General features: G+C 39.7%; 26 protein-coding genes, 1 tRNA gene and 2 rRNA genes. 19 read left to right on the forward strand and 10 right to left on the reverse strand.

Translation table 11 applies throughout. The features are described 5' to 3' along the window. Positions 1–210 precede the first annotated feature (210 nt). The 11 genes from rrf (CW745_RS08600) (at position 211) to CW745_RS08650 (ending at position 10564) form a co-directional block, all read left to right on the forward strand. Positions 211–326: ribosomal RNA gene (gene rrf, locus CW745_RS08600) — 5S ribosomal RNA — on the forward strand. Positions 327–435: 109 nt separating this feature from the next. Further along, positions 436–551 (forward strand): 5S ribosomal RNA (gene rrf, locus CW745_RS08605). An 8-nt stretch (positions 552–559) separates the two neighbouring features. After that, a tRNA-Thr gene (locus CW745_RS08610) sits at positions 560–635 on the forward strand. A 79-nt stretch (positions 636–714) separates the two neighbouring features. Further along, positions 715–1650: a hydroxymethylbilane synthase gene (gene hemC / locus CW745_RS08615; protein WP_101108249.1), complete on the forward strand. Its 936-nt coding sequence runs from the start codon at positions 715–717 to the stop codon at positions 1648–1650. Next, entirely contained in the window at positions 1643–2365 is a 723-nt protein-coding gene (locus tag CW745_RS08620; protein ID WP_101108250.1) for a uroporphyrinogen-III synthase, read from the forward strand. The genes hemC and CW745_RS08620 overlap by 8 nt, the downstream gene beginning before the upstream one ends. Positions 2366–2373: 8 nt before the next feature. After that, positions 2374–3492, forward strand: a complete 1119-nt coding sequence (locus tag CW745_RS08625) for a uroporphyrinogen-III C-methyltransferase (protein ID WP_238596762.1) — start codon at positions 2374–2376, stop codon at positions 3490–3492. A gap of 10 nt (positions 3493–3502) precedes the next feature. After that, positions 3503–4711 (forward strand): heme biosynthesis HemY N-terminal domain-containing protein, encoded by a 1209-nt coding sequence (locus tag CW745_RS08630; protein ID WP_101108252.1) that lies wholly within the window; start codon positions 3503–3505, stop codon positions 4709–4711. Positions 4712–4769: 58 nt separating this feature from the next. Then, positions 4770–5267: a cyclin-dependent kinase inhibitor 3 family protein gene (locus tag CW745_RS08635; protein WP_101108253.1), complete on the forward strand. Its 498-nt coding sequence runs from the start codon at positions 4770–4772 to the stop codon at positions 5265–5267. Positions 5268–5773: 506 nt separating this feature from the next. Beyond that, a complete protein-coding gene (locus CW745_RS08640; protein WP_101108254.1) occupies positions 5774–6781 on the forward strand; it encodes an ArsJ-associated glyceraldehyde-3-phosphate dehydrogenase in 1008 nt (335 codons plus the stop codon). A 145-nt stretch (positions 6782–6926) separates the two neighbouring features. Beyond that, entirely contained in the window at positions 6927–8129 is a 1203-nt protein-coding gene (gene arsJ, locus CW745_RS08645; RefSeq protein WP_101108255.1) for an organoarsenical effux MFS transporter ArsJ, read from the forward strand. A gap of 86 nt (positions 8130–8215) precedes the next feature. After that, positions 8216–10564, forward strand: coding sequence for a permease (locus tag CW745_RS08650; RefSeq protein ID WP_153069754.1), 2349 nt, complete (start codon positions 8216–8218; stop codon positions 10562–10564). Positions 10565–10921: 357 nt separating this feature from the next. On the opposite strand, the gene CW745_RS08655 is transcribed toward CW745_RS08650, so the two are convergent. Then, positions 10922–11278, reverse strand: a complete 357-nt coding sequence (locus tag CW745_RS08655; protein WP_101108256.1) for a glutathione S-transferase N-terminal domain-containing protein — start codon at positions 11276–11278, stop codon at positions 10922–10924. An 89-nt stretch (positions 11279–11367) separates the two neighbouring features. Between CW745_RS08655 and CW745_RS08660 the strand changes: the two genes are divergently transcribed. Then, positions 11368–11547, forward strand: a complete 180-nt coding sequence (locus CW745_RS08660; RefSeq protein WP_101108257.1) for a DUF1289 domain-containing protein — start codon at positions 11368–11370, stop codon at positions 11545–11547. An 11-nt stretch (positions 11548–11558) separates the two neighbouring features. Here the strand turns inward: CW745_RS08660 and CW745_RS08665 are convergent, their stop codons facing one another. Further along, positions 11559–11912 (reverse strand): hypothetical protein, encoded by a 354-nt coding sequence (locus tag CW745_RS08665; RefSeq protein WP_101108258.1) that lies wholly within the window; start codon positions 11910–11912, stop codon positions 11559–11561. 317 nt (positions 11913–12229) lie between these two features. Then, positions 12230–12712, reverse strand: coding sequence for a DUF523 domain-containing protein (locus CW745_RS08670; protein ID WP_101108259.1), 483 nt, complete (start codon positions 12710–12712; stop codon positions 12230–12232). Positions 12713–12955: 243 nt separating this feature from the next. Here CW745_RS08670 and nirB point away from each other — a divergent pair, with 243 nt between their 5' ends. From nirB to CW745_RS08695, 5 genes are all read left to right on the forward strand, one after another. Beyond that, a complete protein-coding gene (gene nirB, locus CW745_RS08675) occupies positions 12956–15502 on the forward strand; it encodes a nitrite reductase large subunit NirB (protein WP_101108260.1) in 2547 nt (848 codons plus the stop codon). Next, positions 15502–15828: a nitrite reductase small subunit NirD gene (nirD, locus tag CW745_RS08680; protein ID WP_101108261.1), complete on the forward strand. Its 327-nt coding sequence runs from the start codon at positions 15502–15504 to the stop codon at positions 15826–15828. The genes nirB and nirD overlap by 1 nt, the downstream gene beginning before the upstream one ends. Positions 15829–15924: 96 nt before the next feature. After that, entirely contained in the window at positions 15925–16737 is an 813-nt protein-coding gene (locus CW745_RS08685; RefSeq protein WP_101108262.1) for a formate/nitrite transporter family protein, read from the forward strand. A 331-nt stretch (positions 16738–17068) separates the two neighbouring features. After that, entirely contained in the window at positions 17069–17962 is an 894-nt protein-coding gene (locus CW745_RS08690) for a DMT family transporter (protein WP_101108263.1), read from the forward strand. Then, positions 17955–18797, forward strand: coding sequence for a methylated-DNA--[protein]-cysteine S-methyltransferase (locus CW745_RS08695; protein ID WP_101108264.1), 843 nt, complete (start codon positions 17955–17957; stop codon positions 18795–18797). The genes CW745_RS08690 and CW745_RS08695 overlap by 8 nt, the downstream gene beginning before the upstream one ends. Here the strand turns inward: CW745_RS08695 and CW745_RS08700 are convergent. The 6 genes from CW745_RS08700 to CW745_RS08725 all read right to left on the reverse strand — a co-directional run bounded on the left by CW745_RS08700 (position 18794) and on the right by CW745_RS08725 (position 24183). Continuing rightward, positions 18794–19216, reverse strand: coding sequence for a GNAT family acetyltransferase (locus CW745_RS08700; RefSeq protein WP_193755569.1), 423 nt, complete (start codon positions 19214–19216; stop codon positions 18794–18796). The two genes, CW745_RS08695 and CW745_RS08700, sit on opposite strands and share 4 nt — an antisense overlap. 288 nt (positions 19217–19504) lie before the next feature. Next, positions 19505–20494 carry a calcium/sodium antiporter gene (locus tag CW745_RS08705; RefSeq protein ID WP_101108265.1) on the reverse strand — a complete coding sequence of 330 codons (990 nt, stop codon included), beginning with the start codon at positions 20492–20494 and terminating at the stop codon, positions 19505–19507. An 84-nt stretch (positions 20495–20578) separates the two neighbouring features. Continuing rightward, positions 20579–20854, reverse strand: a complete 276-nt coding sequence (gene rpoZ / locus CW745_RS08710; protein ID WP_101108266.1) for a DNA-directed RNA polymerase subunit omega — start codon at positions 20852–20854, stop codon at positions 20579–20581. A 72-nt stretch (positions 20855–20926) separates the two neighbouring features. Further along, complete coding sequence (gmk, locus tag CW745_RS08715) at positions 20927–21550, reverse strand: guanylate kinase (protein ID WP_101108267.1); 624 nt, start codon at positions 21548–21550, stop codon at positions 20927–20929. 388 nt (positions 21551–21938) lie between these two features. Next, positions 21939–22907, reverse strand: a complete 969-nt coding sequence (locus tag CW745_RS08720; RefSeq protein ID WP_101108268.1) for a phosphotransferase — start codon at positions 22905–22907, stop codon at positions 21939–21941. Positions 22908–23097: 190 nt separating this feature from the next. Beyond that, positions 23098–24183 (reverse strand): outer membrane beta-barrel protein, encoded by a 1086-nt coding sequence (locus CW745_RS08725; RefSeq protein ID WP_101108269.1) that lies wholly within the window; start codon positions 24181–24183, stop codon positions 23098–23100. Positions 24184–24388: 205 nt separating this feature from the next. Between CW745_RS08725 and CW745_RS08730 the strand changes: the two genes are divergently transcribed. Continuing rightward, entirely contained in the window at positions 24389–24991 is a 603-nt protein-coding gene (locus CW745_RS08730) for an ACP phosphodiesterase (protein WP_101108270.1), read from the forward strand. Positions 24992–25019: 28 nt separating this feature from the next. On the opposite strand, the gene CW745_RS08735 is transcribed toward CW745_RS08730, so the two are convergent. Then, a complete protein-coding gene (locus tag CW745_RS08735) occupies positions 25020–25583 on the reverse strand; it encodes a phosphoribosyltransferase family protein (RefSeq protein ID WP_101108271.1) in 564 nt (187 codons plus the stop codon). 305 nt (positions 25584–25888) lie between these two features. Between CW745_RS08735 and CW745_RS08740 the strand changes: the two genes are divergently transcribed. After that, positions 25889–26527, forward strand: a complete 639-nt coding sequence (locus CW745_RS08740) for a hypothetical protein (protein WP_101108272.1) — start codon at positions 25889–25891, stop codon at positions 26525–26527. Positions 26528–26530 lie beyond the last annotated feature (3 nt).

The raw sequence follows: 26530 nt of genomic DNA on the forward strand, positions 1-26530 counted from the left end.
ATTACCCGTGAGGCTTAACCATACAAACTCTAAGAGTTTTGTATACCAAGACGAGTCGAAAGACTATAAAAGAAATGCTTGCGAAGCATATTTTACGAAAACATTGCAAAGATTAAGAAGAACAAGCAGATTACGAAGTAATTTGCAGTTTCGTACTGTTTAACGAAGTTAAATAGTGGAAACAAACAGCTTTTCTAATTAACTTTTTTGTTTGGCGACAATAGCGCTGTGGTCCCACCTGATTCCATTCCGAACTCAGTAGTGAAACGCAGTTGCGCCGATGGTAGTGTGGGGTCTCCCCATGTGAGAGTAGGTCATCGCCAAACGCCTAATTTAAAATAACCCCACTGGTTAATTCCGGTGGGGTTTATTTAATTCTAGTGGTTGCAAATAACCACTATGAAAATTTATAATAATAATTATTTTTAGATTTTTTCTGACAACAATAGCGCTGTGGTCCCACCTGATTCCATTCCGAACTCAGTAGTGAAACGCAGTTGCGCCGATGGTAGTGTGGGGTCTCCCCATGTGAGAGTAGGTCATTGTCAGATCCCCTTTTGCTGATATGGCTCAGTTGGTAGAGCGCACCCTTGGTAAGGGTGAGGTCGGCGGTTCAAATCCGCCTATCAGCACCATCCCCCTTTTAAAGCCTTAGTAATTCTCTTATACTCTCTTTTAATATTCTGATTTTATTCTTCTTTATTAAGAGATCTCATGACTCAAAAAACGATTCGTATTGCAACAAGACACAGCCCTCTTGCTATGTGGCAAGCCAACTTTGTTAAATCTGAACTATTAAAATTTCATCCTGATCTAAATGTTGAATTACTTCCTATGAAAACCAAAGGGGATATTATTTTAGATACACCACTGGCTAAAGTCGGTGGTAAAGGTTTATTTGTAAAAGAGCTTGAAGTGGCAATGTTGGAGGGGCGTGCTGACATTGCAGTTCATTCAATGAAAGATGTTCCTGTCGATTTTCCTGAAGGTTTGGGGCTCACTGTTATCTGTGAGCGTGAAGACCCTCGTGATGCTTTTGTATCTAATCAATATATGAATATATCAGAGTTACCTAATGGCGCTATTGTTGGTACATCTAGTTTACGTCGTCAATGTCAGCTTCGTGAACTAAGGCCTGATCTGATTATTAAAGATTTACGTGGAAACGTTAATACTCGCTTACGTAAACTGGACGATGGTGAATATGATGCCATTATCTTGGCAGCGGCTGGTTTAATACGTCTTGAAATGTATTCGCGTATTGCTAGTTATATAGAACCTGAGATGAGTCTACCAGCGGTTGGCCAAGGAGCTGTAGGTATTGAGTGTCGATTGGACGACGAAGAGACTATTGCTTTATTACAGCCTTTAGAACATCAGCAAACACGCCAACGTGTGACAGCTGAGCGTGCAATGAATCTCGCACTGCAGGGGGGATGTCAGGTGCCTATTGGCAGCTATTCTATTTTTAAAGGTGATCAGCTCTTTCTTCGCGGTCTAGTAGGCAGTGTTGATGGTAAAAAGATCATTCGTAAAGAGATAATAGGTCAACCAGAGCAAGCTGAGCAAATGGGGCTGACACTTGCAAAGCAACTCTTAGACTGCGGTGCGAAAGAAATATTATCTGAAGTTTATAATATTAATGGTTAAACCTAGGCTATTAATCACGCGTTTTGCACCACATGGGCAATACTTAGCCGAACGACTTAGTGAGCAAGGCATTTATAGTCTTGCTCAGCCTTTATTAACGATAGAGCCCATCCCTCACTTAGATTACCCTTTTGTTCATCATTATGACTTTATTATTGCTGTTAGTGCAAATGCGGTTGAATATACAGATCTGTCTCTACACAATAAAACATGGCCCCAATGTAACTACATTGCTGTAGGTGATGCAACACAACACTTATTAGCAGAAAAAACAAAACAATTTGTTGAAGTGCCTATCTCTTCGTTCAATAGTGAAGGTGTGTTGGCATTGCCTAAGCTACAACAGTTAGACAATCGTAGTGTGCTTATCCTACGTGGTGTGGGAGGGAGGGAGTTACTCAAAGAGACCTTACTTGCCCGTGGCGCGAGTGTTGATTATTTTGAATCATATCAGCGTGTTGCTATTTCGTTACCGAGATCAATGACTATTGATAAATGGCAGCAACATGCTATTAATGGTGCTATTATCAGCAGTGTTGAGTTATTAGAACAGCTGATAATATTAACTCCTGATTCACAGCTAAACTGGCTGAAGACCATCACAATTTATGCCGCCAGTGAAAGAATTCTAAATTTTGCGTATGCCAACGGTTTTGTTAAGCGCGTATTGTTACCGAGCATCGCGAGCCAAGATATTATTGATTATTTTAAATGAGGGCAGTTATGAGTGAAATTGAAAATAAATTAGAACAACAGCCTAATGAAAATTTACCTGAAACGAATACGATAAAGCAGCCAAAGTTACCATTATATAGTGCATTATTAGCACTTTTATTAATTGTAATGTTAGCTATCGGAGCCTTTTATTTTCATCAGCAGCATAGTGCATTAGTTAATGCACAGCAGCTACAAATTAGTGAATTATCTAAGAAGCTATCTGTACAATCTTCACAGCAAACCTCTCAACATCGCCAAGTCATAGAGACTAAAGGTAAGCTTGAAGCAAAAATAGAGCAGGTTAATCTACAACTTCAGCAAGCTAATAATGATAATAAAATCGTCAAAACTGATATCCAAGCATTACAGCGTAGCTTCGCAGCTAGCAATGTTCGCCAGCCTAATGATTGGGTTTTAGCGGAAGTTGAATATCTCATTGACTTATCAGCCCGAAAAATCTGGTTAGAAAAAGATATTAACACTGCAATATCCCTTTTAGTGGCTGCAGACCAACGTATTGTCTCACTTAACGATGCAAGCCTAAGTCCATTACGTGGGGCTATTCTAGCTGATATTAATCAATTGGAGTCATTGCCTAAGCTGGACACTGACGGTGTTATTTTAGCGCTAACCAGTTTAGAGCGTCAGGTAGATAAATTACGCTCTTCAAGTTTATTGATGCCAGAAGCTGCCGAAAATACTGATAATGAAGTTTCCAGCGATATAAATGATTGGGAAACTAATTTATATAAATCTTGGAATGTTTTCATTGATAGCTTTATTACAGTTAATAAGAGAGAGCGCAAAGTTGAAGCGTTATTATCCCCAGAGCAAAGTTGGTATCTGCGTGAGCACCTGCGTAATAATTTAGCTAAGGCACAGTTTGCAATTTATCGAGAGCAACAAGAGGTTTATGACCTAGCTCTAGAAAACACCTTAGTGCTATTAAAAGATTATTATGATCTAAATGATAATGCGACGGAGCACTTTTATAAATCGGTACAACGTTTAAGTAAGCGTCAGGTATTTATTAATTATCCTGATCAATTAAAAAGCGCCCCTTTGTTAGAGCGTGTATTAGATCAGCGTATTAAAAAAACACTTGCTAGCTCAAATCTGAAATAGGAGAAACAGTATGATTAGAATGATTCTTATTGTTTCAGCGTTGATTGCTGGATTGATTTTAGGCCCTGAAATTAGTGAAAACAAAGGTTACATTCTGCTCTCCTTTGATAGTTACACAACCTATGAAACTACGATTATTAATGCATGTTTTATCGCGCTTATTTTCTATTTTTTATTGTTGATTGCTGAGTGGCTATTGCGTCGATTATTGTCAATGAACTCTTTAACTCGTGGGTGGTTTGGACAAAGGAAAACTAAAAAAGCACAGAAAAATAGCTTGTTAGGTATGTTTGCACTGTTTGAAGGCAATAATAAACAAGCATATAAATTACTGTCTAATTCAGCACAACGCAGTGAAGCGCCTTCTCTTACCCATATTGGTGCCGCTAGAGCGGCTCATTTACAAGGATTATATGACCTACGTGATGATCATCTTCAACTTGCTGGTGAAGTGAATAAAGCCGCAGAATTGGCTGCTGGTCTAGTGTGGGTTGAGTTGCAGTTAGACGCTAAGCAATATGAAAATGCATTAGCCACCCTGCAAGAATTGGCGATAAAGTTTCCTAAAAATAAACGTATTGCTCTGTTATTCCTCGACATCTACCCTGCTTTAGATGAGTGGAAGCTATATATACAGACCTTAAATGAGCAACGCAAATCGCTTGCATATAATGATCTTGAATTTGCTACGTTAGAATTAAATGCTTATCAGCACTTTTTTACACAACTTGCTGCTGATAGCCCTGATATGCTCAAACTTTATTGGGATAACAAAGCACCTCGCTGGATGCGTAAAGAGCTATCCTATCAAAAGGCGGTATTGGACGCTTTTATTAGCACGGATCATGGTAAGTTTGCACAGGCTGTACTGCTCGAAAAATTAAATAAACAGTTTTCATTACCGTTATTAGCGTATTTGGATAAAGTTGTGGTAACTGATCATTATCCATTAATTCTCTTACTTGAAAAGAAGCTCAACAAAGAGAAAGAGACCAGTTTAATACATCAAGCATTAGCAAAGTTAAAACTGAAAGAAGACAACCCTATCGCTGCCATTAAGCACCTTGAGCAGAGTTTAGAGACTGTGCCTAATGCAGAAGACTTTGCTTTGATAGCTGAGCTTTTAGAAAAACAAGATCGTCACCAAGAAGCAACTAGTTACTATCGCCAGGGGTTAATATTGGCGACAACTAAAAATACTGCTGTCACAATAGTGTAACAATACGTTTTTATCATTAATTAGCAGGAATCGGCCTGCTTTTTATATAGGTCCATATATGTTAACTCATCCATTTTTTACACTTCCCATAAAAAATAGTGAAGCGAAAATTATTTTAACCGCTTGCCCTGGTACTAAAGAAGCTGATTTAGACACTTCTTTAGAGCAACTAAAAGCAGCTGGGGCACAAGCTATACTCACTTTTATGACTCAAGCAGAGTTAGATAAAAATAATTTATCAGATATTGGTAAATCGATTAAGTCTAAAGGGATATCTTGGTTCCACCTTCCGATTGTGGATGATGAAGCGCCGGAAGCGCCTTTTTTAGATGCTTGGCAAACCGCAGGGCCCGCAATTCATCGTTTAATTGAACAGGGCAAAACGATTGCAATGCATTGTAAAGGTGGATCAGGTCGAACTGGGCTCATTTCTGCGCAAATATTATTAGAGCGTGGTGAGGCGATTGAACCACTCATGGCACGTATTAAGCTGTTGCGCCCGAATGCTTTTACTCATGCTTGCCATCGCGATTACTTAAAAAATTTAGCCTCTTAAAAGCAACCTCGTTATTTCTCTTTGCAGAGAGGTAACGATCTCCTTTCAATTCTTCCTGCCACTCTATTGTAATAATTTTCTATTACCTTTATATTGCCTGTTATATGTATTTTTTCATATATATGGAAAAAAGTATATTTAGGGTTGCCAGAGCGTTATCTTTTTAAAGTGCTTTCAGATGAAATGCGACTAAAAATAATAATGTTCATTCAACTGAAGGTGAACTTTGTGTGTGCGAGTTAGTGGCTGCTTTAGATTATCATCGGCCGTAAATATCGCGCCACTTAGCGCAACTTAAACCTCTGGACCTATTGCTTGAGAAAACAGGAGTAGTGGATTTACTCCCGATTAAATCCAACTCTTAGGGAGGCAAGACATTATTAACACTACTTATGTTAATAATGAGTTATTTATAAATGGCAACCTAGCTAAATTAACCACAATGGCAGATCGACTCAATAGTTGTAATGGCCAATGTTAACAATAAATTTAAGATGGAATATCAAATGAAAATTAAAGTAGGTATTAACGGTTTTGGACGTATCGGACGTTTAGCATTACGCGCAGCTTATGATTGGGATAATGTTGAATTTATTATGATTAATGATGTAGCTGGTGATGCAAAGACACTGGCACACTTATTGGAGTTTGATTCAATTCAAGGCCGTTGGCAGCATACTGTGGAAGCCGAAGCGTCAAATATTATTATTGGTGAACATAAAGTTAAGTGCACTCAGGAGTCTGAAATTGCAAGTGTAGACTGGTCGGACTGCGACGTGGTTATTGAGGCGACGGGTGTTAATCGCGATGCTAAGTTATTGCAAACCTACCTCGACCAAGGTGTAAAGCGTGTGGTCGTCTCTGCACCTGTTAAAGCGGAGGGTATTGCTAATATTGTCGTTGGCGTGAATGATGAAATATTTCAGCCTGAGCTACATAAAATTGTTACCGCTGCTTCATGTACCACTAACTGCCTTGCACCAGTGATTAAAGTGATCAACGAAAAATTAGGCATCGAGCAAGTTGCCTTTACCACGATTCATGATCTGACCAATACACAAACTATTTTAGATGCGCCACACAAAGATCTGCGTCGAGCACGTGCATGTGGTATGAGTTTAATTCCAACTACAACGGGATCTGCTAAAGCGATTGTAGAAATTTTCCCTGAGCTTGCGGGAAAAATTGACGGCCATGCTGTGCGAGTTCCACTGGCAAACGCTTCACTGACAGATATCATCTTTAACTTGAAACAAGATACGACAGCTGAGCAGGTTAACGAATTACTAAAAAGCGCTTCTGAAAATGAGTTGCAGGGTATTTTAGGTTACGAAGACAAGCCACTTGTTTCAATTGATTACCGAGGCGACCGTCGTTCAACGATTGTGGATGCGCTCTCTACCATGATGGTGGGTAAGCGTATGTTAAAAATTTACGCATGGTATGACAATGAGATGGGTTATGCGACGCGTACAGCAGAGTTAATGAGAACAGTTGGTCTAGCTGATAAATAATAGTAATCGAATTAAGTAAGCGGTCTAAATTTTTACGCAGAAAAAATAACCCACCTCTTTGTTGGAAACTATTTTAAGCGATAAAAAGACCGCCTATTTATTTCCTTTGCTAGCGCAGTTAAACGATATCTGATGGAATCCAAAAATGTTTAAAAATCTCTCTGATGAGTTAAAGCAATACCTTGTTATTACGGGTAATTATTGGGCCTTTACCTTAACGGATGGTGCATTACGCATGTTGGTGGTGTTGTACTTTCACCAACTTGGTTACGATGCATTACAAGTGGCTTTTCTATTTCTTTTTTATGAGTTTTTTGGTGTGGTAACCAACCTTTTTGGCGGTTGGCTAGGTACAAGACTTGGTCTCAACAGAACAATGAATATTGGCCTGTTGATGCAAGTGGTTGCATTAGCCATGCTAGCATTACCTAATGGTTACTTAACCATTGCATGGGTGATGCTTGCGCAGGCGCTTTCTGGTATCGCTAAGGACCTCAATAAAATGAGTGCTAAGAGTGCTATCAAGCTATTTGTTAAGGATGATCAACAGGGCCAGTTGTATAAATGGGTTGCTATCTTAACGGGCTCTAAAAATACTTTAAAAGGGATTGGTTTCTTTCTTGGTGGCTTGCTACTTACTTTAATTGGCTTTCAATCGGCCATGATATTAATGGCGAGCGTATTAATGCTGGTCTTTATCGCAAGCTTACTTTTGTTAAAAGCAGATCTTGGAAAAATTGAGCGAAAAGTTAAATTTAAAGAGCTATTTTCTAAAAGCGAGGCTATCAATCGTTTATCGCTTGCTCGCATGTTTCTTTTTGCATCGCGTGATGTGTGGTTTGTTGTTGCTCTTCCGGTTTACTTGAGTGAAACCTACGGCTGGAATTCATGGACGGTCGGTGGATTAATCGCATTATGGGTCATTGTATATGGCGGTATTCAGTCTATTGCTCCCTATTTTACAGGTAAAAGGTCAGGCAAACTTCCCGATGGCAGGTCTGCAACACTTTGGGCATTTGCACTCATATTCACACCACTTCTAGTGATGTTTAGTTTGTCTTTTGCGAATTGGTTAGTGGTTCTTTGTCTCTTTATTTTCGGGGCGCTGTTTGCGATTAATTCTTCATTACATAGTTATTTGATTGTTAGTTATGCGCAACGTGAAGGGGTTTCTTTGGATATTGGTTTTTATTACATGGCTAATGCGATGGGGAGACTGATCGGGACGTTACTTTCTGGTTGGGTATTTGTAAATTACGGCTTATCTGCTTGTTTAATCGTTTCAAGCTCTCTTATCGTGTTAGCAATGCTATTTTCATTAAAGCTACCTCAGGAGCAATTTAAATAAGAATCGCTATCAACTATGTAGCGTCATACATCTGAATGTTATAACATAACACTTGTTGTTATTAACCTAATTGAGATGTTTATTCTATGTTGTTGCTGTTAAGCATATTGGCCCTTTTTCTAGGGCCTATTACCTACCGTTTATTAAAGCGTCAACCGGGGTGGTTTGACCTGATGGACGCATTTATTTTTGTAACTATTTCTGGCCTAGTGTTATTTCACATACTGCCAGAGGTATTACATAGCGGTGGACCGATTGTTCTCCTTTTGATGGCTATTGGTTTACTTGCGCCAAGTTGGATAGAGAAGTATTTTCATAAAGCCGCAGACCAAGCGCATCAAACAACACTTTTTCTTGGTGTCATCGGCCTTGTTGTTCATGCAGCGGTAGATGGCTCTGCACTAGTGGTCGAGCCAGGTGATCATACCGCTTGGTTATTAGCACTGGGTGTTTTATTACACCGTTTCCCTGTTGGTTTGACTATTTGGTGGTTATTACGTCCACAATATGGACGAACGTTACCGCTAGTTGTGCTTATTTCGATGTCTGCAGCGACGGTTGCCGGAGCGCTATTTGCCGATCATTCCATTGCACATTTAGACGGAGAGCTACTCGCATGGTTCCAAGCGTTTGTAATGGGCTCTATCATGCATGTTGTATTACATCGTCCTTACCTAAAATCAGGTAAACATTCGCATTCTCATGGGCATAGCCATGAAACAGATAAAGAGAGTGAGTCTAGCGAAAACCGTTACGCAGCAGGCATTGGTAGTGTGTTGGGGGTTGTGGTTTTGGCTGCCGTGTTGTTGCCCCATTGGCTAGGTTATGTTGAGCATAACCATGATCATGGCGTAGCGCATGAAGTTCATGAGTCTCACGCCCATGATGAGCATGCGCATGAATCACATGGGCACGACCATGATAAACATGAAGCCGATGCACATGAATCACATGGGCACGATCATGATGAACATGAAGCCGACGAGCATGCGCATGAATCACATGGGCACGATCATGATGAACATGAAGCCGACGAGCATGCGCATGAATCACATGGACACGACCATGATAAACATGAAGCTGATGTGCATGAATCACATGAGCACGACCATGATGTACATGAAACCGAGAAGCATGAATCACATGGGCACGACCATGATGAACATGAAGCTGATGCGCATGAATCACATGGACACGACCATGATGAACATGAAGCTGATGTGCATGAATCACATGAGCACGACCATGATGTACATGAAACCGAGAAGCATGAATCACATGGGCACGACCATGATGAACATGAAGCCGACGAGCATGCGCACGAATCACATGGGCACGGCCATGAAGAACATGAAGCCGATAACCATGAAGGACATGATCATGGTGCAGAAGAACAATTTAGTTCACAAACGGCACAAGCGTTAATTAATGTCAGTAAAATTGCACTGTATAGTGCTCCTATGCTGTTATTCGCATATTTTTTAAGTGCGTTAATGCATTACTTTAAACCTAAATTTTCTATTATGCCGATGCAAGGCAGTCAAGCTTTCCTTAAAGACAGCTTAAAAGGTGTCGCTTATGGTTTACCGTTACCTGTGTGTTCACCAAGTGCGAGTAAAATGCATCAACAGCTATTAGGATTAGGGGCAAACCAAACCTTTGCAACTGCCTTTCTAATTGCAACACCTATTTTGGGTTTCGATGCATTGCTTATCTCATTGCCTTTATTAGGTGAACAGATGTTATTGTTGCGCCTTGCACTAGCGATTATTTTTGCAGTAGCTGTTGCTTGGTTACTAGGGCGTCACTTTAAAACACCAATCTCTTCAATTGCTGCACATAGTTGCCAAGGTGGTCAACCCTCGTCGCGATTTATTAGTGCGATAAAACAAGGGTATCAACACCAACTTGATCATACCGCTCCATGGGTTTTATTAGGCTGGGCGGTCGCAGCGACACTCTCTACGCTACCTGCATGGTCATTTTTCGATCAGGCATTATGGTTACAAGTATTAGTGATGATTGTTATTGCTTTCCCATTTGCGCTCTGTGCAACGGGTATTACGCCAGTGATCGCCATTTTATTAATGGCGGGACTCTCACCGGGCGCTGCAATTGCCTTCTTTTTGATCGCGCCAACTATTAGCCTTGAGCTACTTAAGACACTTAAAAAGCAACAGGGCTTCTTTGCTGCCATGAGTTTGGCGCTATTGATGACAGTCGGTGCTTTCCTAACGGGCTTATTACTGAATCAATTTATCGAAGTCTTCTCACCTTCATGGATTGAGCATAGCATTGCAGATTACAGTCTCTGGCAAATGATCAGTTTAGCGATTATTTTAGTACTATATTTCAGCTCACTATTACGTCGTGGTGCACGTAGCTTTATTGCTGAATTAGTTCCTAAAAGCTTTTTAAAACCTCATCAACATTAGTAAGCTACTGCGATGTTACCTGACCAATGAATTAGGGACGGTGACATCTGCAAATATATTTTGGCCGCTAATAGTAAATGAAATAAATAGCTTCTTTTAACCAGTAAGATTGCTCAGTTATTTAGTGGATTTGGTATTATTTCTGCGTTGATATTTTTACACGTGGAACAACTGGTTACGTAGAGTTTTTCTTCATATTTTTCTGCTTATCGAAATCTTGTGATAGCGTTTGACCCACCGTATTTTGCGGTGTTGTCACAGGCAGTTGGAAAGTAGAGAAGGGAGATCTATTTTACGATATGGATATGGGGTTGGCATTACTGTTTAAAAGCGAATAATACTCTAACCCCTCATTGTTTAAGCGAAGCGTTTGCTTAAATACTCACTGATTGCTGATGATTCATACATCCAAGTAACTTGCTCTGCTTCTTCGATACGCAGGCAGGGAACTTGTACTTTTCCACCCAGTGATTTAAGCTGTTGTTTATTCTCCTCAAGTTTTGCATCAACGGTTTTAATATTTAGCCCATGACGACGTATATCTCTGCGTACTTTCACACAAAAAGGGCACGCCTGGTATTGGTAAAGCTGTAACGAGCTTGTTTGTGCATCGATAGCTGCTTGAGCAGAAGCTTCTCGTTTTAACTTTTTAGGGCTAAAAATAAAATTTAATAATAAAATGATACGGCCTAAAACCCAGCGAATAATAAACATCTGAACTCTCTTTGTAATTGTTATAAAATTGCTGCGCAGTTTAACGGAAGCGTGTCCAACACTCAATTATTCCCTAAAAAGAGTTAATCATGAATCAAATAGAAAGTCCCTGTGTTCGAGATTGTTGTTTAAATGAAAATGATATCTGTATGGGCTGCTTACGTAGTTTAGAGGAGATAAAAGCTTGGGGCCAAGCGAGTGATGTCAGAAAAACAGAGATTGTTGAAGCCATAAAGTTTCGAAAAGGCGTTGAATTGAAAGAGGTTTAATGTTCTCGACTCTATAGCGTGCTTGCTTCTTCGTTAATATCAGCACAGTGGATCTTGAGTCGCATTTTATCCTGACGTTCATGCGTGCTTGCTAGTTGGCAGTGTTGATTTTGTGGTTGTGTGCTGACCTGAATAATTAATTGTTCTGGTGTTGCTGAATATGCCATGAAAGTAAAACGATCAAGTTCGCCAAGGTTTAGATGAAAGTTTTCGATATTAAGTACCAATTTTCCTTCCAAGCCTGTAACTTTTCCATGTATTTGAATGGGTTGCGTAAATTTTTCGTTGTCATATTTTACCCAGCACCAAATACTGAACAGTGAGATGATCATTGTATAAGTGATGTATTTTATTTTAAAAGTCATGTAAATCCTACTCACCATTTTTCAGTATAAGTTGATGCAATTAGCTGTTTTTTGACGCTTATAGCACAGCTAACTTAAGCAATTATTTAATAAAACCTTCTTTTTAGAGCTCTTAATAGCAGTGGTAATAGTGCAATACCACCAATGAATATGATCAGCGCTTGTATTATATTCCCACTAGCAATCAGAAACAGTGCACAAGAGGTTAGGGATAACAGTAAACAGGTTGTAATTATTATCAGCATCTCATCTCACTGAACGAATAGAGACTTATACTATTGATAATAGGAGAATCAGTATCATTTTATAACTACCTGCTAGGGTAGTTTTTGAGAAAAAGAGAGGTGTTTTTGCACTTCCTCTAATTGGAATTGGTTAAATACTAAAATGCCATTGTTGCGTAGCAATTGAGTAGTGATGCCTTGGCCCTCAATAAGTGTATTTGAAAACTCCCCATTATAGATATTTGAGCTACCGCAAGAGGGGCTACGTTCTGTCAAAATAGCTATTTTAATTCCATGTTTTAATGCTATCGCGAGGGTTTTTTGTGCTCCTCTGTGAAAGGCTTCGCTGACATCTTCTTGTTGTACAGTTTGGATTGTACCATTGGTCATTATTTCTGCGGGCGCTCGTGGTGTTGGTAGTCCTCCAATGACCTCTGGGCAAACAGGTAAAACGATATCTTCATTGATCCACTGTTGAAGTAATGTGTGCTCAAGTTTATTGAGCTTAGCGTCATAACGGACGCGTTCTCCAAAAAGGCATGCGCTTATCAATAGCTGGTAATTTTCTTTTTTCATTTTGTTATCCATGTGTTCATAAATAGTGATCATTTATAATTGAGGTTGTTGCCAATATGTTAATTAACCTTGTTTACAACAAGGTTTTGTTATGGTTTTGTTATAAAAATTTAATCAATTTCACTGCTTTTGTTATTAAACTGTAATGCTAATTGATGCTTATCAAGTTATGCCCTGAATATGTCAGTACTCTAACCCTCATTAAATAATGTAGCTAAGTAGTTAATATATCTCGAGGGTGTTATGAGTAAACAAAAATTAGTAATTATTGGTAATGGAATGGTTGGCCATCGATTTATTGAGGATTTTGTAGAAAAAGCCGATTTAGATCAGTTTGAAATTACTGCTTTTTGTGAAGAGCCTCGTGTTGCTTATGACCGAGTACATCTCTCTTCATACTTTTCGCATCATACTGCAGATGAGCTTTCTTTAGTCAAAGAGGGCTTCTACGAAAAACATAATATTAACGTGTTAATCGGTGAACGTGCGTTAACTATTAATCGCCAAGAAAAAGTGATTCACTCACAAACTGGTCGTGCTGTTTTTTACGATAAGTTAGTGATGGCAACTGGCTCTTACCCATGGGTTCCTTCGATCAAGGGCAATGAAAGTAAAGACTGTTTTGTCTACCGCACCATTGAAGATTTGAATGCCATTGAGAACACTGCACGTCGTAGTAAAAATGGTGTAGTTGTCGGTGGTGGTTTGCTTGGATTAGAAGCTGCGGGTGCGTTAAAGGCGCTTGGTGTTGAAACACATGTTATTGAATTTGCACCGGTATTAATGGCTGAGCAATTAGACCAGCAGGGTGGTCAAATGCTTCGTAACAAAATAGAAAGCATTGGTGTTAATGTCCATACAGGTAAAAATACTCAAGAGATTGTGGTTGGTGGTGAAAGCGCACGTAATACCATGAAGTTTGCTGATGGGACGCAACTGGAAGTCGATTTCATTGTTTTCTCAACCGGTATTCGTCCTCAAGATAAACTGGCAAAACAGTGTGGTTTAGCAACAGGGCGTCGTGGTGGCATTACCATTGATAATAACTGTTTAACGACTGATCCGGATATTTATGCGATTGGTGAATGTGCTTCGTGGAATGAACAGTTCTTCGGTCTTGTGGCGCCCGGCTACAACATGGCTAAAGTCGCTGTCGATAATATTTTAGGGCGTGACAATGAGTTCACTGGCGCAGATATGAGCGCAAAGCTGAAATTGTTGGGTGTGGATGTGGGCAGTATTGGTGATGCAAATGGCCGTACACCAAAATGTAAGAGTTATGTCTATTTAGATGAAAACCATTCTGTCTATAAACGCATCGTTGTCTCTGAAGATGGTAAGCATCTGCTAGGAGCCGTGTTAGTTGGTGATACAGAGAGCTACAGCGATCTATTACAATATAAATTAAACGATATTGAGTTACCCAAACATCCTGACTCTTTGATTCTTCCCTCTCATGCTGGTGGCGAGAAAGTGGGCTTAGGGGTAGATGCTTTACCAGAAACTGCGCAAGTCTGTTCATGTTTTGATGTTAAGAAATCAGATATCGCTGAGGCGGTGGCGGCTGGCCATACGACTATTGGGGCGATTAAGTCTGAAACCGGAGCGGGTACTGGGTGTGGTGGCTGTGTTCCACTGATCACGCAAGTGCTTAATGCTGAACTCAAAAAGCAAGGTATGGAAGTTAAAAATCATCTTTGTGAGCATTTCGAATATTCTCGTCAAGAGCTGTTCCACTTAATTCGTATAGAAGAGATCAAAACCTTTAAAGATCTTTTAGCTAAATATGGCAAAGGCTATGGTTGTGAAGTTTGTAAGCCGACGATCGGGTCTATTTTAGCGTCTTGCTGGGGTGAGCATATCCTCACTAAAGAACATAACGGCCTTCAAGATACCAACGATATCTTCCTTGGTAACATGCAAAAAGATGGTACTTATTCTGTTATTCCACGTATGGCGGGTGGTGAAGTAACGCCGAAAGGTTTAGCCGCTGTAGCGAGTGTCGCTGAGCAATACACGCTTTACACTAAAATCACTGGCGCGCAGCGTATTGGTCTATTTGGTGCGCATAAATCAGATCTCCCCGATATCTGGAAGCAACTCTTAGATGCTGGCTTTGAAACCGGTCAGGCTTATGCTAAAGCACTGCGTATGGTAAAAACCTGTGTTGGTAGTACATGGTGTCGTTTTGGTGTGCAAGACAGTGTGGGCCTTGGCGTTGAACTTGAGAATCGTTACAAAGGCTTACGTACACCACATAAAATGAAATTTGGTGTTTCTGGTTGTACTCGAGAATGTGCTGAAGCACAGGGGAAAGATGTCGGTATTATTGCTACCGATGCAGGCTGGAACTTATATGTGTGTGGTAATGGTGGTATGAAACCTCAACATGCTTCATTACTGGCTTCTGATTTAGATAAAGAAACGCTGATTAAATACTTGGATCGTTTCATGATGTTCTATGTGCGCACTGCCGATAAATTAACACGGACTTCAGTGTGGTTGCAAAACCTTGAAGGAGGTATTGAATATCTACAACAAGTTGTGATGGAAGATAAGTTAGGTATTAATGCACAACTTGAAAAAGAGATGGCTGAATCTATTGAAAATTATCACTGTGAATGGGCAACGACGCTTAATGATGAGCAACAATTACAACGCTTTACACATTTCATTAACAGCGATGCACAGGATGATAATGTCGTATTTACCCCTGAACGCGGTCAAAAACGTCCCGCCTTTTTAACTGAAAAAGCACCCATCTATAAAATTGATTTGGAGGAAGCGTAATGAGTAAGTGGATTAAAGTGTGTGAATTAAAGGATATCTTTCCTTCTACCGGGGTATGTGCATTAGTTGATGGTAAACAAGTGGCTATTTTCCGTCCAAGTGATGAAGAGCAAGTATACGCGATTAATAATATGGATCCCTTTGCACGAGCAAACGTGTTATCACGGGGGGTTATTTGTGAACATCAAGAGCAACTCTGGGTGGCTTCTCCTTTGAAAAAGCAGCGTTTCAATTTAGTGGATGGCTCATGTTTAGAAAACAGCGAAGTCTCTATTGAAGCTTACCAAGCGCGTGTGGCTAATGGCCATATCGAAGTGAAGCTGTAATTTATCATTCTATTCATTTTTATAACCCTATTTGTCGCGCATTATGCACTAGATAAATAGGGACTAATTTATTATTTAACTTATAGGGACGTAACTATGTCTTACAACAAACCAGCCGATTTTGTACAAACCATGATAGATGTTGGCGAAGCTAAAACTAAAACTGGCACGCGCGACCTCATCCTACGTGGAACAATGGCTGGTGTTATTTTATCACTGGCGGTTGTGGTGGCTATCACCGCTATCACTCAAACAGGAAGTGGTCTTGTTGGGGCATTGGTGTTCCCGGTTGGTTTTTGCATTTTAAGCTTGATGGGTTATGACTTGGTGACAGGTGTTTTTGGTTTAGCGCCACTCGCTAAATTTGATAATCGTCCAGGCATTACATGGGGACGTGTTTTTCGTTGTTGGGGACTTGTCGGTCTAGGTAACTTAATCGGCTCATTGATTGTCGCTTATATGGTTGCTGTTTCTCTGACGATGAACTTTTCGATTGACCCGAATGCCGTTGCACAAAAATTTATCGCCGTTTCAACTGCCCGCACTGTCGGCTTTGAAAATTTAGGTGCGGATGGTTGGATCACTTGTTTTGTACGAGCAATTTTCTGTAACTTAATGGTTTGTTTAGGGGTGATTGGTGGCATGACATCACGCTCAGTCGCAGGTAAAGTTGTTGCAATGTGGTTACCAATTTTTATCTTCTTTGTGTTAGTTTTCGAACATACGGTTGTAAACATGTTCCTTTTCCCACTTGGAATGATTTTAGGCGCGGATTTTGGTATTGCGACATGGTTAAACTTTAACTTAATTCCAACTATCTTAGGTAATATTGTTGGTGGTTTACTATTTACGTGTATTCCACTTTACTTAACACATGCAAAAACGTCGGCTTCGTTAGATGCCAAATAATTTTTAAGGTAGCGCTACTTTAGCGTTGATGAATGATTAAGCCCCGTTACGATACGGGGTTTTTTTATGGGTGAGAGAAAACAACGCAACAATCGGGTTGAGTTATACCATTGCGTATAATATTGTGATCTGGGCTTGTGGAGGAAAAAGGATAGAGAGCAAGGCGCATGATTGAGTAATAGCTAGCTATTGCGATTGAATGCAATGCAGTTATCTATTTTTTTAACTCACAAGATAGATCAGATAGCTATGCGGACTGGTATAATCAGAGCCTTTGTTTCACAATCAGCATATTGACGATTATCAATGCGATATCAACTAAGGGTTGCGAATGGGGTTTGCCAGTTTATTACAGCTATTCACATTAGCCGCCATTTGGGGGGGCTCTTTTATATTTATGCGTGTTGCGGCTTCTCCGCTAGGCCCTGTTGCACTCATTGAGGGGCGTGTTTTATTTGCAGCGGTTACGCTACTCATTATTTCTTGGATTGTAAAAAAGAAATTACCCGTGAAAGGGAACCGTAAACACTTTTTCATATTAGGGTTGTTTAATACGGCATTACCATTCTTATTGTTTGCTTATGCAGCCCAAATCATGAACGCTTCATCTTTAGCGGTTATTAACGCTACCGCACCTATTTGGGCGACCTTAATTGCAACTATTTATTACAAAAATCAGTTAACTAAGCAGGTGTTAATTGGTTTAGTATTGGGGGTGTTGGGCGTTACCTTACTAGTTGGTTGGGAAGCTTTGAAAATAGGTGAGGGGGCTATCCTCCCTATTTCTGCGGCTATGTTTGCATCCTTTAGTTATGGCGTCGCCTCCAATTATGCCAGAAGCGCCCCTAAAGTAGAGGCTTATGCAAATGCCCATGGAAGCATGTGGGCTGCGGTGATTTTTTTATTACCTTTATGTCTCTTTTTCCCAATGAGAACTCCCCCCGATATTGATATTAGTATTGCAGTGTTATTATTGGGCATAGTATGCACAGGTATAGCTTATATCTTGTATTTTCGTTTAATTGTTGAGGTTGGCGCTACTTCTGCTTTATCTGTTACTTTTTTAGTCCCTGTTTTTGGCATTTTATGGGGGTATTTTTTCTTGGATGAGCAAATCGGGTTTAACACCTTACTGGGCTCTACATTAGTTATCTCTGGTACGATGTTTGTGACTGGCTTGACGCCTAAAGCACTTATTAGCGCCACAAGGGAAAAGTATGAGTAAGCAAGATAACCAAAGACACTATCAGCTCATTGAGCAGGCCATTTACTTTATTCGTGCTCAACAAGCAAAACAACCAAGTTTAAAAGAGGTTGCCGATGCTGTTGGTGTGAGTGAGTTACATTTTCAGCGACTTTTTTCACAATGGGCGGGTATTTCACCAAAACGATTTTTACAATATCTGACTAAGGAAGCAGCGTTAAAGGCATTACAAGAGAGTAGCAACTTATTAGAAGCGAGTTTATCTGCTGGCTTATCCGGTACTGGTCGATTACATGACTTGATGGTCAGTTGCGAAGCAATGACTCCAGGGGAGATAAAGCTCGCAGGAAAGGGGATGGTTATTGATTATGCCTTTGTGGATACGCCATTTGGGGAAGCATTATTAGCGTGGACTGCACGTGGTATTTGTTACTTACAGTTTGTAGGGCAATCGATGCAGCTGGTGGATGATTTGCAAAAACAATGGCCGAATGCAAAGTATCGACTTAATCAGGATAATGGTGCTCAATTAGCGCTGGATATATTTTCATCCGCTGTACCAAAACAGCAACTACACCTGCTAATTAAAGGTACCAATTTTCAAATAAAAGTATGGGAGGCTGTTTTACATAGTGCTGTGGGTCAGCAACTTTCTTATGCGCAACTTGCTAAAGGAATGGGTAACCCTAAAGCTTCAAGAGCGGTTGGTAGTGCACTTGCTAGTAATAACATTGCCTACCTTATCCCATGTCATAGAGTCATTAAAAGTACTGGTGAACTTTCTCATTACCGCTGGGGAGGTAGCAGAAAAGCCGCTATGCAAGTTTGGGAAAAAGCACACAATGTGGCGACTTAAATTGGCTTTCCAGTAAAAGTGCCCATGCTGATGCGATCCTCTATAGTAAAGCCCAAGGATTGATAAAAACCGATCACTTGCTCATTACCAGCAACAATTTGTAAGTTAATTTTTTGGCACCCTAATTTGGTTAATTCGCTCATTGTGTGTTTAACCAGTTTTGAACCGATATGCAATCGGCGCATCTCTTCGCTAACCGCAACTGAGTATAACCAGCCACGATGGCCATCATAGCCCGCCATACAAGAGCCTATCACTTGTCCTTTTTTCTCAGCTACAAACAATAACCTGTCGACGCGTAGTTTTTTATCCAATACATTATTGGCTTCATTGTGCGGTGCTGGTGAAGTAAAAACGGTTTGCCAAAGCGCAATCAGAGAGGGCCTATCCGTTGCTTTATAGTGGCGTATAATGATCATAACTGACCTTTCCATTGCTATGTTGTGAAGAGTTTTGCTATACCAAACGAAATAATACTAATCCGCATAACTATCTGATCTATTTTACTGGTTAAAGATAACTTATCTCATCGTTAAAATTTTTGTAAAGAGAGCAACCATTTGCGTAAATTTTCGCCTTGAGTTAAGCCACTTTTCCTGCGCAAAATGTTAGATAACATACTTAATTCGCTTGGTAATAAGCATAGATTGTAAAAATAAAAAAGGCACTTAGTTTAAGTGCCTTTTTCTTGGATGTCGCGTTAAAAGTTATGCGCTTGTTTTTGTCATATCGATGAATAGCCAAACCATATAACCAAGGTAGGCTGTTAATAACAAGGCGCCTTCAAATCGACCTAGTATTCCTGTCTTTCCTTTACGCCAAGCAATAGAGAAAATCATTAATGCAACTGTAAGACCTATCATCACAGGGTAATCACGGGTGAGTACTTCGATATCAAAAGTATCAGGGCGAATTAAACCAGGTAGCGCCATAACGCCGAGAATATTAAAGATATTAGAGCCGATGATATTACCTACCGCTAAATCAAATTCTTTTTTACGAGCCGCTGCGATGGTGGCGGCTAACTCCGGTAAACTGGTTCCAATAGCAACAATAGTAAGTCCAATAATGAGATCGCTGACTTGGAAAAACTCTGCAACTTCTACAGCTCCCCAGACTAAAACTCTCGAAGACGCGATCAAGACGATAATACCGATAATCAGCCATTTCAGCGCCTCACCTTTACTGACTTCTTCTGGCATTTCATCTAAAATTTCTTGTGGTAGTTCATCATCACCGTGGCTTTTAGCTTCCCATATGGTGTAGGCCAACATGGCAAACATCATAAGTAGCAGTAACAAACCATTTAAGAAGCTCAAATGTTGATCGGAAAGAATATAATAACTTAGCAGTATGATAGCTAAGAGTACCGGCATCTCCCGTTTTAGTAATTTAGAATGGATATGTAGCGGATAAAAGAGGGCGGTAACACCAAGCATTAAACCGATATTAGTGATGTTAGAGCCAATGGCATTGCCAATTGATAAGCCAGTATTTCCTTCTGCAGCGGCGATCGCAGAAACGAGCATCTCTGGCGCTGAGGTGCCTAAACCAACAATAACAACACCGACAATAAGTGGGGAAATTGAAAAACTGCGAGCGGTATTTGATGCGCCTAAAACAAATTTATCGGCACTCCAAATGAGTAACGCAAAACCAATGATGATGGCTAGTGCTGGGTATAATAGGGTGATCACAATATATCCTTAAATTTGCTATAAAAAAACGCCGAGCACTTTCATGTTCGACGTTTTCTTAAAAAATTGAAGTGTCTTCGGGTATTAACCGCGACCTTCTGCAATAGCTGCAACTGCAGCTAATTCAGCTGCTTGTTTCTCATGCTTCTCTTGGCGATCTTGAACATCCATCAACTCATTAGTGATTAAACGCTCTTCAATTTCACGTAAAGCAATGACGGTTGGTTTGTCATTTTCAGGATCAACCAAAGGTGTTTTACCTTGAGTTGCAAGCTGACGAGCTCGACGAGATGCCATTAAGATTAAATCAAAACGGTTACCAACTACATTTACTGCATCTTCAACGGTTACACGTGCCATTGTTGAACTCCAAAAGTTAATTACATAAAAACGGGCGCTTATTATACAAGCATAACAAAGTTTGATCCAGCGCTACTTTAGCAAGTCAGCGATCATATCTTGGTAAATAATCGATTGTTTCACGCGCTGATTACGTTGTGCACTAACGATTTGCGAAAGTTGCTGACTGGCAACTTCAAAATTATCATTAATAATTAGATAATCATACTCATTGTAGTGCGACATTTCAGACTTTGCTTGTGCCATGCGTTTAGCGATGATCTCTTCGCTGTCTTGACCACGCTTGGTTAAGCGAGATTCTAATTCGTCCCGGTTGGGTGGCAAAATAAAGATACCAACTGCTTCTGGCATCATTTTACGAACCTGCTGTGCGCCTTGCCAATCAATATCTAAAAATATATCGGTGCCCTGTTGTAAAGCTTGCTCTATCGTAATGCGTGAAGTGCCGTAATAGTTACCAAATACTTCTGCCCATTCAAAAAATGCATTATCTTCAATCAAAGATTTGAAGTCATTAACATCGACAAAATGATAATGCTCTCCATTATTTTCACCAACCCGAGGCGATCGTGTTGTATGAGACACAGAAACTTGTACATCCCATGAACGCTTTTCTTCTAGTAATGCATTGATAAGACTAGACTTCCCTGCGCCACTGGGTGCGGAAATAATATAAAGTGTACCGAGTTGAGACATGTTTAAGTTCCTAAAAAATAATGAAGCGCGAATTATCGCCTATTTTTTAATTAATTACAGCGTTTAAATCATAAATTAGAAGGGGGTTTCTAGAGGCAGTCGATCTTTGCTGTTTAACTTTCGTCTTCTGCTACCTCCTTTTTCCTACATAAAATTTAAACACTACATTAGTGGAATTGGTATTAGTCATTCTAAGCGAGTTTCGTCTAACGGATAGCAAAACGCCTTTTCGTTTTGTATTGCGTACTGTTTGACGTAGTCAAATAGAGCAAGGGCAACATTTGTTGACCATTTTTACTGCGTTTTTGCCTATTGATGTGGAATAACCACACATCATAGGCTCAGTCCTTTAAAATGGTTGCAAATAAACTCGAAAGTGCGACAGGCGCTAGCACAGCTGTTCATTTTTATATTGATTGCGTAAAAACTCTATTTTATGGTCAAAATATTTTTCACTAAGCCACCCCTTTGCGACAGCGATATCAATGTGCAAACCAATAAGCCAAATATGACGAATAGAGACAAGTGTGTCTATAATTTTAAGATCACTGTTACTGAGGGAACGATGTGTTTGATAATGTTGTAAAAAAGGCTTCCATGCAATATCTACCTGTTTCCTTAATTGCAACGACCATTTAAATACTGCTAAGTCATAAACACGCAACCCTATTGCGCAACAATCAAAGTCAAATGAAGCTAACAGATTTCCATCAAAATGCGCGTTTCCACCATGCAGATCGCCATGACATAAGCCAATATCCGTTGAGCTATTTAATGTTTTACTTAGCTTTTCTGAAAGTACCTGCGCATAGCTTTCAATGAACAGCCAATCTTTTTTACGGTCTGCTAAATAAGGTTTAATACGTTGTAATGGTTGCTCGATTAAATGCTCAACATCTAATTGAAAACGTTTATGGGAGCTATTAAATTGTGCTGACTTTAAATGTAAGTGAGCCATATGCTCAGCATATTTTCTGGCATTTTCTGCTTGAGAAAAGTCTAATTCATCGCCAGGGATATAATTTATTAAAATAGCGTGTCGCAAACCCTCTGGTGCGTCGAAACTGACAATGTAATCGTTTTGGTAGGTGAGGATAGGCGCCGCAACATTTACCCCGTTGTTTTGTAGATGTAACAATGCATCAATTTCAAACTGTATCTCTTCACGTGATCGCCAGTTATGTCGGTAGACCCTGAGAATAAATGTATGTTCTTCCGTACTAACTTTGTAAGAGTCATTTAAGCCTTGGCACCAGAATAAGCAATGTAATACAGCGTCTATTTGAAATTTGGGAATAATACTCTGTAATAAAGCAGCTGGGCAACTCGCTGAATAGCTTACTGGAAGTGTTAGCATTATTTACTCCGTTGTAGAAGCCGAACTGGCGTTTACGTCAAATTTTTTCCGGGAACAGTTGCTTTTCCTGCGCAAAATTTAGATCACATACTTAATTCGATGAGTATGATCCTACTATGTAAACATATATTTTAATTAAAAAAACCAAGGCACGTTGGCCTTGGTTTTTGGATCGAATATAAAAGCGGGTTTATTTTTCATTCACCACAAAAGAGGGAGAAAATACAGAAACACGACGGTTTTTTGCCTGTCCTTCTTTCGTCTCGTTAGTTGCAATAGGTACTGCCTCACCTTCACCTGAATAAGTGATACGATCTGCAGAGATTGCGTACTCTTTTATTAGAAAATCACGAACTGTCTTAGCGCGTTTCTCTGAAAGTTTTTGATTCAACTTTGCAGCGCCACGTGAATCGGTATGACCAACGGCAAAAATAGTCGCAGAAGGGTAATTTTTTAAATGCTCGATGATCGGTTTCAATTGCTCGATTGACTGTGCCGATAAGTTTTCGCTACCTGTGTCGAAGTAAACTTGTACTGTTTTATAGTCAACTTTAACTGGTTTTTCTTTTACAACTTCGGTGGCTACTACAGCTACAATTGTTTCTTCAACAACAGCTTCTTCAATAACGGTTTCTTCAACAATTGTCTCTTCTACGGTTTCAACAGGTGGCGTTGTTGATGGTGCATCTTGCACGATCACTTTTTCTTGTCCGCCCCAGTGATAAATTAAACCAAGCGCAAACAGGTGGGTATTCCAACTTGCCTCATTATTGTTGTCTTGCAACGCCAGATCATGATAATACTGATATTCTAAACGAGCTGAAAAATTATCAGTGAAGAAGTATTGCATGCCTAGACCTGCCGTAGCACTGAGCCCATCGTCTTTGAAACCAGAAAGTAAGTTTTCACCTTTATTTTTATAAACAAAGCCACCGGCCTTAGCAAATAGATCAAAAGATTCAGTAGCTTGCCAAGTAAACTTACCAACTAAGTCAATGCCATTACTTGAAATACTGGCATTCTCTGCAATTTCTGTTTCTCCAAGATAGGTATACCCTGCTTCTACTCCAAACCAATCATTAATGTTGTATCCTAAGAATAGGCCTGCTCCGAAGTTATCATCATCTTTCAACTCATTTGATGATTGATTAATTTCAAAGTTAGTATAATTAGTGATGCCAGCGCGAGCACCAACATAGAATGGGTTATCTTGATTGTTTGCCATTGCATTGCTTGCTGTTAACAAGGTGCCTAAAACAATAATTTTTTTATTCATATATCCATCCTGAAAAAAGTTACCAAAAAGCTAAAGTGTGAGCTGTGCACGATAAATATTTATCACAAACAAAGCAATACATAATATGCCAATTTTGTTCTTTTTATATAATAACCGCCTATTTTTTGAGTTGAGGGACTCGATAAAGTAATTACTGTTACGTTTGCGTATACTCAATAGACGTTTTAAAGCCATGAGCCATTAAATGAATTATCTTGCCCACCTTCATATTGCTGAACATACCCACACTAGTTTATTAGGAAATTTTTTAGGTGATTTTGTTAAAGGTAATCCTGATGAAAAGTTTAATCACAAAATTGTGCAAGGGATTCGCTTACATCGTTTTGTGGATAGTTATACTGATCAACACCCCTTGGTAAAAACTTCCAAGCTTCTTTTTGAAAAAGAAATACGCCGTTTTTCCCCTATTGCATTAGATATGTTTTGGGACCACTGCTTAGCCAAACACTGGCATCGTTTTCATGATTGCTCTTTAGAGGTTTTTTCACAGCAAGCACAGCGCATCGTGACCGATGAGTGTAAAAATTCACTACATGCGTTACCTGCACGCTTTGAAAAAACTTCACAGCTAGTTTGGCAGGGGAGGTGGTTTGAGCATTATGTAGATATAAAAAACATTGAATTTGCTTTGCAGCGAATAGCTACAAGAAGCCCTAGAATGGCACCTTTAGCTTCCATATTTACAACCTTGGAAGTAAATTACCAAACCCTTACAGGGACATTTTTTGAGCTATACCCAGATGTCTTGGAGGCTACGTTAAAAGCAAAGGAAAAGGAGACTGATTAGTCTCCTTTTAAAGTGGGTGAGATTTTGATTAATCTTTAAACAGATGTTTAATGTTTTCAAAATCTGTTTTGCCATTGACGATTTCATCAATGTCGAGGCCAGAGACTTCGTGCGGAAATACTAGCCACTCTTCTGATTCGTGGATAAAGTAATCAGGTACCATTTCAACGGCTTTATTTTTAGGTTTGTAATAAGGCGTTGCAATACGTACATCGCGTGGCATGTTAAGGCGCATTAGTTCTGACAATTTCTCTTTTAATGCAACGACACTTCGACCTGAATCAAATACATCATCAACAATTAATAGGCCATCATCGGCATTCGCATTTTCAATAATGTAATGTAACCCGTGTACTTTGATTGTTTTACTTTGCTTACCAATTCCGTAGTAAGAAGAAGTACGCACTGCAATATGGTCGGTTTCTACTTTTTTGTAGTCAAAGTATTCCTGTACAGCGATACCAATGGGAGCACCCCCACGCCAAATACCAACAATAAATTGTGGACGAAAGCCACTTTCGTAAACCTGTGCGGCTAGGCGGAATGAATCTTCCAGTAGTGTTTTCGCGGTAATAAATACTTTGTCTGACATAGGACCTCTCCTGTTAATTGTGCGCAAAGTTTAGACTAACGTCACAAAAATTCAATGACTAATATCAATTCGCATTAATTTGTCACTTTATTGTGTTTTGGATTTTATATTGGTGTTTTTGAGAGGGGATAATTTTAATTTAAGATGTTGATTTATATGGTTTGTTTTTTCTTCCCCCTTCTTGTTTACTTTCTGTTTTGATGTTCGGTAGATAACTAAATCACGTATATAATAAGCAAATCGGTTTCAATATAAGAAGTAAGCTAAAATAAGTACGCAACTCTCTGCTTATTTAAAGGAAATAAATGTCTGATTCTTTACCCTATGAGCGCTTTGAACAAGTGCAATTGAAGATACATGATCTGCTTAAAGAGTCGGTCACTAATACCTTATTAGAAAATAGGATACCGCTCTCTGTTGCCGATAAGCTGGCTCGCCAAGTGGCGACGAATTTCGATTTAGCGCAGCTTTATTTGCTCATTGAACAAAATATTCAAGATACTCGCTTCCCTAAACAACGTATTTTAGACCGCACGATCGTGCATATGTTTGAAGAATTATATCGCACGGTTAATTCGCCTAGCGCGGGCCAAATCGACAATGAATTTTTTAGTATTGTGCCACGTGGTGAGTGTTTAGATCTATTCCTCCAACTGGTAAAAGAGTATTGCATGGGGGATGCCGAGATAGAGAAGCACACTCATCAGATAGAGCCGATAATAGAGCGCTACAAAGATGCTGAAATTATCAATTGGGAAGCGATTTATGCGAGTGATGATTTTAAAGTGTATCTGGATGGTTTGTTAACATTAATATTAAGCCGTCTTCGTAAAGATCAAAAACCTATTCCTGCACTTGAAAATAAGATGCCACTCAAATACCAGCCCTATCGCATTAATTCATTTTTAAACCAAGTCTGCTTAATGTGGGAAAAACAGCAGTAGATG

It is taken from the genome of Psychromonas sp. psych-6C06 (genome assembly GCF_002835465.1).
In the GTDB taxonomy this organism is placed as follows: Bacteria; Pseudomonadota; Gammaproteobacteria; order Enterobacterales; family Psychromonadaceae; genus Psychromonas.

Excerpts from the sequence above, each read along its gene's own strand:
- hemC (WP_101108249.1), top strand. The coding sequence starts at position 715 with ATGACTCAAAAAACGATTCGTATTGCAACAAGACACAGCCCTCTTGCT.
- CW745_RS08620 (WP_101108250.1), top strand. The coding sequence starts at position 1,643 with ATGGTTAAACCTAGGCTATTAATCACGCGTTTTGCACCACATGGGCAA.
- CW745_RS08625 (WP_238596762.1), top strand. The coding sequence starts at position 2,374 with ATGAGTGAAATTGAAAATAAATTAGAACAACAGCCTAATGAAAATTTA.
- CW745_RS08630 (WP_101108252.1), top strand. The coding sequence starts at position 3,503 with ATGATTAGAATGATTCTTATTGTTTCAGCGTTGATTGCTGGATTGATT.
- CW745_RS08635 (WP_101108253.1), top strand. The coding sequence starts at position 4,770 with ATGTTAACTCATCCATTTTTTACACTTCCCATAAAAAATAGTGAAGCG.
- CW745_RS08640 (WP_101108254.1), top strand. The coding sequence starts at position 5,774 with ATGAAAATTAAAGTAGGTATTAACGGTTTTGGACGTATCGGACGTTTA.
- arsJ (WP_101108255.1), top strand. The coding sequence starts at position 6,927 with ATGTTTAAAAATCTCTCTGATGAGTTAAAGCAATACCTTGTTATTACG.
- CW745_RS08650 (WP_153069754.1), top strand. The coding sequence starts at position 8,216 with ATGTTGTTGCTGTTAAGCATATTGGCCCTTTTTCTAGGGCCTATTACC.
- CW745_RS08655 (WP_101108256.1), bottom strand. The coding sequence starts at position 11,278 with ATGTTTATTATTCGCTGGGTTTTAGGCCGTATCATTTTATTATTAAAT.
- CW745_RS08660 (WP_101108257.1), top strand. The coding sequence starts at position 11,368 with ATGAATCAAATAGAAAGTCCCTGTGTTCGAGATTGTTGTTTAAATGAA.
- CW745_RS08665 (WP_101108258.1), bottom strand. The coding sequence starts at position 11,912 with ATGACTTTTAAAATAAAATACATCACTTATACAATGATCATCTCACTG.
- CW745_RS08670 (WP_101108259.1), bottom strand. The coding sequence starts at position 12,712 with ATGAAAAAAGAAAATTACCAGCTATTGATAAGCGCATGCCTTTTTGGA.
- nirB (WP_101108260.1), top strand. The coding sequence starts at position 12,956 with ATGAGTAAACAAAAATTAGTAATTATTGGTAATGGAATGGTTGGCCAT.
- nirD (WP_101108261.1), top strand. The coding sequence starts at position 15,502 with ATGAGTAAGTGGATTAAAGTGTGTGAATTAAAGGATATCTTTCCTTCT.
- CW745_RS08685 (WP_101108262.1), top strand. The coding sequence starts at position 15,925 with ATGTCTTACAACAAACCAGCCGATTTTGTACAAACCATGATAGATGTT.
- CW745_RS08690 (WP_101108263.1), top strand. The coding sequence starts at position 17,069 with ATGGGGTTTGCCAGTTTATTACAGCTATTCACATTAGCCGCCATTTGG.
- CW745_RS08695 (WP_101108264.1), top strand. The coding sequence starts at position 17,955 with ATGAGTAAGCAAGATAACCAAAGACACTATCAGCTCATTGAGCAGGCC.
- CW745_RS08700 (WP_193755569.1), bottom strand. The coding sequence starts at position 19,216 with ATGATCATTATACGCCACTATAAAGCAACGGATAGGCCCTCTCTGATT.
- rpoZ (WP_101108266.1), bottom strand. The coding sequence starts at position 20,854 with ATGGCACGTGTAACCGTTGAAGATGCAGTAAATGTAGTTGGTAACCGT.
- gmk (WP_101108267.1), bottom strand. The coding sequence starts at position 21,550 with ATGTCTCAACTCGGTACACTTTATATTATTTCCGCACCCAGTGGCGCA.
- CW745_RS08720 (WP_101108268.1), bottom strand. The coding sequence starts at position 22,907 with ATGCTAACACTTCCAGTAAGCTATTCAGCGAGTTGCCCAGCTGCTTTA.
- CW745_RS08725 (WP_101108269.1), bottom strand. The coding sequence starts at position 24,183 with ATGAATAAAAAAATTATTGTTTTAGGCACCTTGTTAACAGCAAGCAAT.
- CW745_RS08730 (WP_101108270.1), top strand. The coding sequence starts at position 24,389 with ATGAATTATCTTGCCCACCTTCATATTGCTGAACATACCCACACTAGT.
- CW745_RS08735 (WP_101108271.1), bottom strand. The coding sequence starts at position 25,583 with ATGTCAGACAAAGTATTTATTACCGCGAAAACACTACTGGAAGATTCA.
- CW745_RS08740 (WP_101108272.1), top strand. The coding sequence starts at position 25,889 with ATGTCTGATTCTTTACCCTATGAGCGCTTTGAACAAGTGCAATTGAAG.